Here is a 10,978-nt window from a genome sequence, read left to right as displayed (position 1 = left end):
CTAGGGTGACGGTACCACCGGCTTCGATGGCACCGTCCGCTCCGCGTCTCGCTCCTACACCATCGTCGAGCTTGGCGAAGCGCAGGGCCTCTCTACCAGCATCGCATCAAAGGCAGCGCCCATCGCAATGGCTTTTCCACTTCGGCCACACCCGCAAGCCGGCTCGCGACTTCTAGCGATGCGGCCGGTGGCGAGTGGGAATGTTTCTCAGGTGGCGTCGTGCACGGAACTGTCCGGGTTTTGTGAATCAAGGCGCCGGACTTTGTGGGCGATCTGTCCATAGATGCAAAAAATCCTACAAAGGGGCTCCACAGGGCGGAAATTTCGTGCCGGCCCGCGCCCGGCCATTCACAAAGTCCGGACAGTTCACGGCGTCATTCACAAAACCCGGACACTTTGAGCGCCTCGTGGCGAACGCATCGCTCGTGTCAGATGTGTAGAGTCCCGTGCTGTGAAGGTCCAGGCATGAAGAGAATTCGAGTCGCCCCCGGCAAGTTCGTCACCATCTCTACCGACCTGGCCGAGAAGGCGGCGCGCGTGTTCGGCACCGGGCTCACGCGCGAACAAGTCCTCGCGCTGAGTGCGACCGAGCCGAAGGGCACAGCTGGTCTGATGACTGGCTCGCCAAAGCCTCTGGCGATCGCCCAACTACGAGGTCCAGCGAAATCAAGACCTCGACCAGGTAGATCGGTACGTTCTCGCTGACTGCACCAATTCTGCAGAGGGCCTCCAGGCGGCCGGCACATCAGGCCGGACCGTGCCCGGTAGTTCACAGAACCCGGACAGTTCACGGCGTCATTCACAAAACCCGGACACTTCGAGCGCCTTGCGGCGAACGTATTGCTCGTGTCGGATGTGTAGAGTCCCGGCTGCGAAGGTCCAGGCATGAAGAGAATTCGAGTCGCCCCCGGCAAGACTGTCACCATCTCCGCCGAGCTGGCGGAGAAGGCGGCGCGCGTATTCGGCGCCGGGCTCACGCGCGAACAAGTCCTCGAGCTGAGTGCGACCGAGCCGAAGGGCGCAGTTGGTCTGATGACTGGCTCGCCAAAGCCCCTGGCGATCGCGAAGCTCCGCGGTTCAGCGAAATCAAGACTTCGACCAGGTAGATCGTCCCGTTCCCGCTGACGGCAGCACTTCCGCAGAGGGCCTCCAAAGGGCGGGCACTTCGGGCCGTACCGTGCCCGGTCGTTCACAAAGTCCGGACAGTTCACGGCGTCATTCACAAAACCCGGACGCTTCGAGCGCCTCATGCGGAACGTGTTGCTCGCGTCGTGATGGAAACCGTGCTGCACGGGCCAAAGAACCTCGTTGACCAGGAAGCGTCCGGGTTTTGTGAATCAAAATAGGGTAGACCTTAATGTCAAGACCTGAATTCGCCACGGATTGACCCTCTAAGGCCAGCCTTGGGAACCCGAGGCTAGCGCACGTTCACAATGTCCGGACATTTCCGCTGCTCAATTTTGGTGCAGCCCGGCGTTGTCGTGCTTACGTGTCCGCCGCCATTGGGGTGTTGACGTGATCACTGGCTGCTTATCCACAGAAATTGTGGACACATCTCAAGGAGGGCGCGGTGAGCAAGCGGCAAACGGCGCGGAGAAGGTGTTTCGACTGTTTCACTTGCTGCATTTATTGCATTTGAAGTGTACGATGTGAGCCTCGAAGAGGCCTGACTTGCCGTACTGCGCCAGTGGCCCATACAAATTCCGCGGAGATCATCCCTATGCCAACGCTTGAAAAGACCCGTCAGGTCGTGCCGCCCCCTCTGTCCGCGAAGGACATCGAGATGGCGCGCGTGGCCCAGCGCTGCATCATGGAAGCCTTGGATCACTCGCGCGCTGCGGCCATCACCCTGACGACGACCAACGGTGAACACCCGTCAGTGGAGCTTCCGCCCGCGGCGCTCAAACTCATTGGACAGCTTCTGGGTGCCATGAGCGAAGGGGGGCCGATCTCCTTGGTGCCAGCCAACCAAGAGTTCAGTACCGTGGAGGCGGCGAACTTCCTAAATGTGTCGCGGCCGTTCGTGATCAAGGAAATCGAGGAGGGGCGCCTGGCACACCGAAAGGTGGGTACCCATCGCCGCATAGCCTTTGAAGATCTGCTCGCGTATGCGCGGCAGATGCGAGGTCAGCAGGAGCGCGCGCTCGAGCGTATGGCAGACAACGCACGCGAGCTCGGCCTAGACTATTGAGATGGCGGGTCACGTACGCTATACCGCGCTGCTGGACGCCTGCGTACTGTTTCCGCTCGCCATGACGGATGCGCTCATGAGTCTGGCCACGGCCGGGCTCTTTGCCGCCAAATGGACGACCGCCATCGAAAGCGAGTGGATCGACGCGCTGGAAGAACGGCGGCCCGATCTGAAGGGCAAATTGAATGGTCGGCGCGAGCAGATGCGCCAAGCTGTACCCGACTGGGAGGTGTCCGAGGCGGCGTGGAAGGCGTGTGCCGGCGGACTCAAACTGCCGGATCCGAACGACGTGCATGTGTTGGCGGCCGCCCTGGCCGGCCATGCGGACTGCATTGTGACGGCGAATATGAAGGATTTCCCGCGAGAGGCCGTAGACCCGTTTGGGATCGAAGTGATCCACCCGGATCAGTTCATCGTGTCTCAATGGGACCTAGACCAGCTTGTGACCGTAGCTGCCTTCAAGCGCATGCGAGCTCGCTGGAAGAAACCGGAAGCAACAGCAGAAGACTTTGCAGCAGCCATGGAGCGCGGCGGACTGCCGGTGACGGCCCAGCGGTTGCGCGAGGCGGCTGAACTGATCTGATGCCTGCCACCTGGTGAATGACCGTGCCAGGCTGATCTCAGCCATTCGATCATGGCGCGCCCAGTGACTGCTGTTGCCAGAAGCGGTCGAACGACCTCGAACAGCATTGCCGGCAGGTTCGCCACCCGGAACCTGCGGTCGGCGCCGGGGTTCGTATGCGCACCGGCCAAATGACCGCCATAGCGTCCCGCGACTGGCGCAGGTGTCTGCAAAGCGTTCGACCGTACAGGATCTCTTGCGACAAGGGTCAAGCCGGCAACTTGAACTTGGATACTTGGTTCGAAAGATCCATCGCTTGAGCCCTCAGTGCTGCCGCAGCCGCGGCAGTCTCCTCGACCATGGCAGCGTTCTGCTGCGTGGCCTGGTCGAGTTCCTGCATCGCTTGACTGACTTGATGAATGCCTTCGCTCTGCTGATCAGAGCCAGTTGCGATCTCTGCCAGCAACTGATTGATCCGGCCTGCGCTGCTGACGATGCCCGTCATCGACTTGCCAGCATCCCGCACGATACCGGTGCCGGTCTCCACCTGTTCGACGCTGTTCCCGATGAGCGACTTGATCTCCTTGGCTGCCACGGCGCTGCGTTGAGCGAGCGCTCGGACCTCGGTCGCCACGACAGCGAAGCCTCGCCCATGTTCACCGGCCCGGGCAGCTTCCACCGCTGCGTTGAGCGCCAGGATGTTCGTCTGAAACGCGATGCTATCGATCGTGCCGATGATGTCGCCAATGCGCGTGGAGGCGTCCTGGATGCCCTGCATATTGGCGACCATCTTCTGGATCACCTCACCGCCTTGCTGGGCCACCGCCGCATTGCTTGAAGCCATCTGCGTGGCTTCCTGCGTGTTGGCGCTAGATTGGCGCACTGTGGCGCCGATCTGCTCCATCGCCGCTGCTGTCTGCTGCAGGTTTGCCGCCGTTTTCTCAGTCCGCGAAGACAGATCCGTTGATCCATCGGCGATCTCCGTGCTGGCGGTCACGATGCCCTCTGCTGCCCGATGCACATTGCGCACCATGGCCCGGAGGCTCTCCTGCATGTCGGCCATCAAGAGCATCAGCGATGCTGCCTCGTCACGCCCCCAAGGCCTGGGAGTTGTCGTCAAATCCCCCGATGTCATGGCTTGCAGGTGACGCCCGACCTCCTTCAAGCCCCCATTCATGACCAAATAGAACGCGTAGAAGAGATACGCAGCCACGAGCACGCACGCAATCGATATGCCGAGCAGCAGGTTCCGTGCGCCAGTGATCCGGTCAATACGGGCCTGCAGCAGCTCGTCCAGCGCGGCCGTGCTTTCCGAGGTGAGCTTGCGCAGCGCGTCGACTGCCCGCTGCCCTGGCACGTTCAGTTCGGCGGTCTTGGCCTCGAACGTGCCTTCGAACCAGGCCTTGCTGGAAGCGGCGAGGAATTCACGGGTCGCCTGTGCAGCGTCTTCCACAGGGATGCGCTTTTTCAATGATGGATTGGCATCGAATGCATGCTTTGCAGCCTCGGTCATGGCCGGCTCGCGGACGCTGCCGTGGTACCAGACTCCGAACAAGTGCCGCACTTCAGCCGGCGCTGGGTTGTCGATCCTGCCAAGTCGGCCCGCAAGGGCCCGTGAACGCGATACGGCTTCGATCACGTCGGACGTCACATCGCTCGCGAGCGTCATGAGGTAGTAGGTATCCTGGTCGGGATCCAGTGTGAGGTTGGACTTGTCCAGCAGGGCAGTTCGAACCGCGATGGCGGCGTCTACGTAGGCCTGAAGCTTCACGGCGCCATCGTCACCGGATTGCTTGCCGTCGATGGTGGCGGCCGCGGCCTGCAATGATTCGATGGAGCTGAGCTCATTGGAGAGGTCCAGCCCGCTCTGAGCCACCGCCTTGCGAACCTCCGCCAGTCGAGTGCTGATCGCCCCGATGTCAGGCCCTGGTTGCTGCCCGCTCAGGGTGAGCCGGCGCTGCTTCTGCACCTCGATCACCCACGGTTCGACCGCGCGCAGGACCGCAACCCCAGCTCGCTCGCGAGTTGCGAAGTCAATGCTTTCCTGGCTGTTCTGCAGGTATGCGCCTGCGAGCAGTACCAGGGGCGCCAAGAAGACCAGCGAAATCAGCCCGGCCTTCGAGGAGAAATTGAGCTTGCGGAACAGCTTGACGCCAACGGCCCATGGCCCGTGGTGCGCGAAGAAGCCCCCAGCCGTCACCCCGGCATCTGCGCTTTTCGATGAGGTGAAACTTGCGGCGTGCCGCGTTCGTACAACTTCCATTCTTTGCTCCTAGGGCCCGCCTTGACCGCGAGCTATCGTGCTTGTTGTGCGACCTCAGGTGACTCACTCAGGTCGCCGCTCTTCAAAATTCACTTGCTACTCAGCAGGTCCGGCAAATGAGCGAACCGTGGCCATGATGTGAATATGTGGTGAGTGGCGGTGTCATGGCTTCTTGATCGTTAGCACCGGTTCTCCACGTTGGCGCGAACTACTGCTTCCTTCAGTCATGGCACTATCGTACTCCGACCGTCGGCTTTCAACAGCGCAGGCCATTCCGCGCCGTCACCATTCAAGGACTCAGGGTCTTGCGCTGTGGCCGACGCATATCGAATGCACGCTTTGCCCGCACGTTTCGCTTCGTACATGGCACCGTCTGCTGCGGCAAGCAGCTGGGCCGGCTTGGTGCCATGAAGCGGACTGAGGGCCACGCCAATGCTTCCTGCCACCGTGACACTGATGCCGCTGGTGAGTACCACTGGCTGGGCAATGCCATCAAGCAACCGCTGCAGGATGGACGTGCATTGGGCATCGCCAGTGAGGCAGCTGAGGACGATCACGAACTCATCGCCGCCCAACCGGGCCACCGTATCTCCAGCTCGCACAACTGCGGATGCACGCTCAGCCACGACCTTGAGCACTTGGTCGCCAGCCTCGTGCCCGTAGACATCGTTCACGGCCTTGAAGCCGTCAAGATCAAGGAACGCGACGGCGCACGTTTGACCTGCCCGTTGAGATGAGGCGACAGCCTGACTCAGACGGTCTGCCAGCAAAAGCCTGTTGGGCAGCCCAGTCAGTCCGTCGTGGAATGCGATGTGCTCGACCTGTTCCTGGTACAGGTGCTGCGCAGTCACATCGGTCATCATCCATTGGGACTCCCCTGGCCGTTCACGCAGCGGTGACCCCTGAAGATGAATCCAGATCACCGTCCCGTCTTTGCGCCGCAAGGGCACCAGGCCGATGTAGTCGCGCCCTTCGGCGAAGGCGGCGCGAACTTCCTGCCCAACTCGCTCGTAGGTCGCGTCATCCGGGTACAGCATGCGCGCTGGATGACTGTGGAGCTCTTCCATCGTGTAGCCAAACATCTTTGCCATGGCTCGGTTGTTCCAGATCGCAACCCGGGCCGATAGGTTCTGCCTGACGATGCCGACGAGTTCGTTGTCCAGGATGGCGCTTTGCTCTTCGCCGAGCGCCCGAAGCTCGTGGTTCGCCGCGTTGAGCTGAGACGTTCGCTCTTCGACCAATTGCTCCAAACGCGTCGTCATGGACTGCAGTGCCTTCGACAGATGCGACAGCTCCAGGTTGTGGTCAGCAGTGGGGATAACTGCCTGTGGGACACCGGCTTCGACATCGCGGGCCGCACGGGCGATGTCCCTGAGCGGTCGTGTCACTTGGCGGCCGACCACGAGACCGACCGCCACCGCGATCAGCGCAATGAGCAGTCCAAGGCTCAGTGCCCGCGCAGTCGCGTGGATGGCAGGTGCATAGGCCACGTCTGCCGGCTGGCGCACCAACACGTGCCAACCCAGTTTCAGTTCAGGCGCAAGGTCCTCCAGCGACCAGCTCGACGTCAGATAGCGATGACCATCCGCCCAGTGGAAATCGACCGCTGGCCTCGTCTGTTCGCTAGGGTCACTGCTTGCCTGTCCATCAAGAGCTTGAGCGAGAGCCGGCAGATCTACGCTAGCGCTTCGGTCGGCGCCGAAGATGACGTCACCGGACCGCGTCAGGATGTAGACCTCAATCTGGCGAGCGCTCGCGTTCTTCGGCATGAACGCATCCACAACCGCGCGAATCCCCTGGACGTCCGCATGCAGGCCAACCACGCCCCGTACGCGCCCGGCGGCCTTCAGCGGCATGGAAACGTCGACGAATCGGATCGGTTCCACGCTTGCGTTCGCTGGAAGCAAGCCGGCGAGCAGCTTGGCCTCATGCACGTCTCCGATGGATGCGCCTTGGAGTCCGGCCGGGAACCAAGCGCGCTCCTTGACGCTGCGGCCCACCAGCAGTCCATCAGTGGCGGCAACGACATTGCCTTGGAGGTCAGCAACACCGATCCACGAAGGGAACGGCCTCGTGCGCTTCATGCGCGCCAGGGCTTGGCTGACCTTCGGGCTGCTCAGTCCGTCTTCCCAGATCTCCGTCGAGCTGGCCAGCAGTTCGACTTGCTGGATCCGATCCCGAAAGTTTTTGCCGAGCGCCATGGTGATGCTGCGGCCCAATGACGCCAACGCAGCGCCCTTATCCCTCTCGATCTGCGCCCTCATCATGGATGTGACGAGGGTGGTCAAGGACAGCGACAACACCGCGACGAGCAGCGCCAACAGCAAGGCCAGTTGCACCCCCAGGCTCCGGCGCCGAAGCCATGTGAAGGGTGTCTCGCTGTGTGGTGTCGTGTCCATCTTCGATACCGAGGTCCCGGCCAGTCGAAACGCAGAAGCGGCCGCGGCGTTCATCAGTTCGTCCCAGGTGCTTCCAGAGCCTTGAGGCTGCGCTGGGTCATGAAGAGCCGGTGGCCCGGCCTCAGACTGAGCCGGCCGGTAGCAACGAGTAGCGGCTGGACAGTGATGTCGAGGTGGCTGTTCATGGCGTCACTCCGGTCTGATTGAGCGAGGAAGTCGAATCTGGTGGCTGGCATGGATGGCGGCGCGGCTTCGTCCCGATCACTCGCCGACGGTGTTTCTGGGCAAGCTTGGCATTGAAGACATGGCCTCATCCTTGAGTTGGGTCAGCTCCCGAATGCATTCGTCCACCTGCGTGTGCTTGTCGAAGAAGCTGTTGGCACCGGCCTGAAAGCAAGCGCTGCGCATCTCAGGATGGTCAAAGTTGCTCAGCACCAGCACCCGGGCCGTCGATCCAGCAGCGCGGATGCGCTTGAGTACGCCGAGCCCACTGCCCACAGGCAGGCTCAAGTCCAGGATCACGGCATCCGGTTGGGCGCCCGTGATCATTGCGACGCCGCCGTCTTCGTCCATTGCCCATCCGGCCATCTGCAGCGACTGCTGCTCAAGCCGCTTCAGCAGCTCGCCTGCGATCAGCGCTGAGTCCTCAACCAGGACAACTCTCATGTCAGTCCACGAACAGCGTGGCTCCTTGACAGTCAGTGTCGTGACCGCTTGCAATCGATGCCAGAAGGGTTCGCCGACGCGCTTGAAGGGGAACCCGGAAACTGCTGAAGGGGAAACCCTACAGGCCCTCCTACAGAGCGATTCCGGCGCTCCAATAGCCACATGGGATACCTTCCAACCCCGTGATTTCCCGCCGCACACAGGCGCGAACGTCCATCAGCACCTGGCTGTGGGCGCTGGTGCTTCTGCCGACGTTGCCGCTGATGGGCTTTTTTGGCTACTCGGTCCATCAGTACGCGGACGAGCGGCAGCGCTCCATGGAGGCTCGGTTGGTAGATCAGGCCAACGATTTGGCCAACACCGCACAGAGCAGGCTGGAGCAGAGCCTCGGGGCACTCACCGCAATGTCCCTGTCGAATGCAGCCCAGGAGGACAACATCCCGCGGCTCTACAGTGCATCGCAACGAATCCAGCAGGCTTCCCCCGCGATGGCTGCAATCAGCCTGGTCGATCGAGACGAGAAGCTGGTGTTCCTGTCTCTCAGCCCCATGGGGACGACGCTGCCGGTCGCTCAGTTGGACTCTGTTCGCGAGACCTTCAAGACTGGCAAGCCGTCCCTGTCCAAGCCGTTCCAGTCTCCCGTCAGCAGCCGAAAGATCGCGGCGTTGAACGTGCCGGTCATTCGGGATGGGCAAGTTGTGTATGTGCTGCGAGGCATCCTGCGTGTTGAGACGCTGTCCAATCTCATCAACCCACAAGGTCTGCCGCCCGGCTGGATTGCAGGCATCTTTGATCGTGACGGTATCACCGTAGCACGTAGCCTGTCGCCCGAGATCTACGTCGGCAAGGTGGCAGGCCCACGCCTGCTCAACACCATCAAGACCCAGGATTTGTCGGTGCAGAGGGGCGTTACGCGCGACGGCATCGACACGCTGACGGTGATGCGTCCGATTGGGCAGTGGCAATGGAGCGTTGCAGTGTCGGTACCGATGGCAACGATCAATGCGCCTCTGCGGACGGAACTGCAGCGATTTGGCGCTTTCACCGTAGTCTTCTTGATGATCTTGGCCGCGACTGTCTATCGGATGAACCGGCTAATCACCGGACGGCTCTCGGAGGTCGTACAGGATGCCAGGCAGGCACTTTCGGGGCAGCTCAGAAAAATCGACTCGACCGGGATCCGTGAGCTGGACGATCTCAGGTACAGCCTGACCCGCGCTGACATCTATCGAAACGTTATCCTGGAGCAAGTAGAGCAGCGAACGGCGGAGCTGAACCGTGCGCAGGCTCAGCTGGCCGAGTTCGCTCAGAAACTCGATGACAACATCGAGCGCGAGCGACTGCGCATCTCACGCGAAGTCCACGACCAGATTGGCGCGATCTTTACTGGTGTGTCCATGCTCGTCAGCGGACTGCCCAAGGGCGCGATGTCTGAGGAACAACGCAGCTCAGTCAACCAGGCCTTGGACTTCGGCATGGCGACTGCCCGACGGATTACAGCTGAGCTGCGACCGCCGCTGCTCGATCACCTTGGCTTGGCGGCGGCCGTGGAAGACATGGCCAAGCAAGTTCTCGTACCTGCCAGCATCGAAGTTCGGATCGAGATTTCGGACGCAAGCCGGCTCTCATCTAGGAAAGCCATCGGCTGCTACCGCATCATGCAAGAGGCCATCACCAACGCGCTTCGGCACTCGCGCTGCCGGCGGTTCGAGATCACCGGGACGGCTGAAGACGCTCTGTACACCTTCGTCATCGAGGACGATGGCGAGGGCATCAAGGCAGCGAGCGCAGCGCCGGGCCACTTCGGGATGACCGGGATGCAGGAGCGCGCGCGCATGATGGGCGGGGAGTTGCAGGTCACCAGCCAGCCGGGTGAAGGCGTGCGAATTCGAGTGACGGTGCCATTGGATGCAGCGACAGATGAATGAGCGTTTCTTGGTGGTCGAAGACCATCCCATCGTGCAGTTGGGGCTGCGGCAACTGATCGCGGGTCGTTGGCCTGCTGCGGTCGTCGATGTTGCTCCGACGCTGGCTGAAGCTCAGTCCCGCGTGGCGTCAGAGACGTACGACATCGCTGTGGTGGACCTCAATCTTCCGGACGCAGCAGGGCTCGATTCAGTCACGCTACTGCGCAAGCTCAAGCCAGGCCTGCGACTCCTCGTACTCAGCCTCAACGACGAGGCTGCATACGCCCAGCGTGTGCTGCAGCTCGGCGCGTCCGGCTACCTGTCGAAGGAGCGCGCAGCCGCTGAGTTGATCCAGGCGATGGAGCGGATCGCCGAAGGCAAGCGGTACATCACGGTGAGCCAGGCCGAACGGATTGCAGAAGTGGCACTTGGCGAGGCGGATCGTGCGCCACACGAAACGCTCTCGATGCAAGAGCATCGGGTCATGGTTTACCTCGCGCAGGGCAAACGCCTCACAGAGATCGGCGAGCTCATGCACTTGTCGCCCAAGACCATCACGACTTACCGCGCGCGTGTCCTGGAGAAGATCGGCGTGGACAGCAATCAAGCGCTCTTGAAGTACTGCCTCAGTCACGGCGTGAGCGTCGGTTAGGCACCCCTACGTTGTGCCGATGTCGGAGCGGTCACGGCATGCACGGCACGAACCAGAGCAAAGACCGGGTCTGGCGCTTGAACCGGTTTGGGAAGCCTTATTCAAGCGCAGGGCTCAATGGCCGAGACGTGCTGAGGAGCTGTCGTTCAAAGCTCAGTGCAGAGTGACCGAGATCGCTGCGGAGCCGCCTGCCACCATGTGAAGGGCGGGACCAGGCTGAGAGCCGTCGGTCAACCCTTCTTTGCCCAATGGCCGCTTTCACCCAGGATCGGTCCTTTACCCCAACCGGTGGAACCGGTGATGTTAGAAGTCGGACGGAGCAGGACGCGGCGTTCCAG

Annotated in this window: 8 protein-coding genes; 4 read left to right on the top strand and 4 right to left on the bottom strand. The window is 61.7% G+C overall.

Annotated elements, in window-relative coordinates; genetic code table 11:
* Window positions 1-1,720: 1,720 nt before the first annotated feature.
* Entirely contained in the window at window positions 1,721-2,191 is a 471-nt protein-coding gene (locus tag J7U46_RS22975; RefSeq protein ID WP_282829575.1) for a helix-turn-helix domain-containing protein, read from the top strand.
* 1 nt (window position 2,192) lies between these two features.
* Window positions 2,193-2,774 carry a PIN domain-containing protein gene (locus J7U46_RS22970; protein ID WP_282829574.1) on the top strand — a complete coding sequence of 194 codons (582 nt, stop codon included), beginning with the start codon at window positions 2,193-2,195 and terminating at the stop codon, window positions 2,772-2,774.
* A gap of 247 nt (window positions 2,775-3,021) precedes the next feature.
* Here the strand turns inward: J7U46_RS22970 and J7U46_RS22965 are convergent, their stop codons facing one another.
* The 4 genes from J7U46_RS22965 to J7U46_RS22950 form a co-directional block, all read right to left on the bottom strand.
* Window positions 3,022-5,016, bottom strand: a complete 1,995-nt coding sequence (locus tag J7U46_RS22965) for a methyl-accepting chemotaxis protein (protein ID WP_282829573.1) — start codon at window positions 5,014-5,016, stop codon at window positions 3,022-3,024.
* A 224-nt stretch (window positions 5,017-5,240) separates the two neighbouring features.
* On the bottom strand, window positions 5,241-7,469 hold the full coding sequence (locus tag J7U46_RS22960; protein WP_282829572.1) for a diguanylate cyclase: 2,229 nt from the start codon (window positions 7,467-7,469) through the stop codon (window positions 5,241-5,243).
* Entirely contained in the window at window positions 7,469-7,600 is a 132-nt protein-coding gene (locus J7U46_RS22955; RefSeq protein WP_282829571.1) for a hypothetical protein, read from the bottom strand. Before J7U46_RS22955 ends, J7U46_RS22960 begins: the two co-directional genes overlap by 1 nt.
* A 76-nt stretch (window positions 7,601-7,676) precedes the next feature.
* The gene (locus J7U46_RS22950; protein WP_282829570.1) at window positions 7,677-8,081 is read right to left on the bottom strand and encodes a response regulator transcription factor; all 405 of its coding nucleotides are present in this window, start codon (window positions 8,079-8,081) and stop codon (window positions 7,677-7,679) included.
* Window positions 8,082-8,263: 182 nt separating this feature from the next.
* On the opposite strand from J7U46_RS22950, the gene J7U46_RS22945 reads away from it, so the two are divergent.
* The gene (locus tag J7U46_RS22945; RefSeq protein WP_282829569.1) at window positions 8,264-10,009 is read left to right on the top strand and encodes a cache domain-containing protein; all 1,746 of its coding nucleotides are present in this window, start codon (window positions 8,264-8,266) and stop codon (window positions 10,007-10,009) included.
* Entirely contained in the window at window positions 10,002-10,640 is a 639-nt protein-coding gene (locus J7U46_RS22940) for a response regulator transcription factor (protein ID WP_282829568.1), read from the top strand. Before J7U46_RS22945 ends, J7U46_RS22940 begins: the two co-directional genes overlap by 8 nt.
* The last annotated feature ends 338 nt before the right edge of the window (window positions 10,641-10,978 follow it).

Origin of the sequence: Pelomonas sp. V22 (assembly GCF_030014915.1) — a bacterium.
Taxonomy (GTDB): Bacteria; Pseudomonadota; Gammaproteobacteria; order Burkholderiales; family Burkholderiaceae_C; genus JAUASW01.
Note: the sequence above shows the minus strand (reverse complement) of the source record. Positions and strands in the feature narration are given on the sequence as shown.

Excerpts from the sequence above, each read along its gene's own strand:
- J7U46_RS22955 (WP_282829571.1), bottom strand. The coding sequence starts at position 7,600 with ATGAACAGCCACCTCGACATCACTGTCCAGCCGCTACTCGTTGCTACC.
- J7U46_RS22950 (WP_282829570.1), bottom strand. The coding sequence starts at position 8,081 with ATGAGAGTTGTCCTGGTTGAGGACTCAGCGCTGATCGCAGGCGAGCTG.
- J7U46_RS22970 (WP_282829574.1), top strand. The coding sequence starts at position 2,193 with ATGGCGGGTCACGTACGCTATACCGCGCTGCTGGACGCCTGCGTACTG.
- J7U46_RS22975 (WP_282829575.1), top strand. The coding sequence starts at position 1,721 with ATGCCAACGCTTGAAAAGACCCGTCAGGTCGTGCCGCCCCCTCTGTCC.
- J7U46_RS22965 (WP_282829573.1), bottom strand. The coding sequence starts at position 5,016 with ATGGAAGTTGTACGAACGCGGCACGCCGCAAGTTTCACCTCATCGAAA.
- J7U46_RS22940 (WP_282829568.1), top strand. The coding sequence starts at position 10,002 with ATGAATGAGCGTTTCTTGGTGGTCGAAGACCATCCCATCGTGCAGTTG.
- J7U46_RS22960 (WP_282829572.1), bottom strand. The coding sequence starts at position 7,469 with ATGAACGCCGCGGCCGCTTCTGCGTTTCGACTGGCCGGGACCTCGGTA.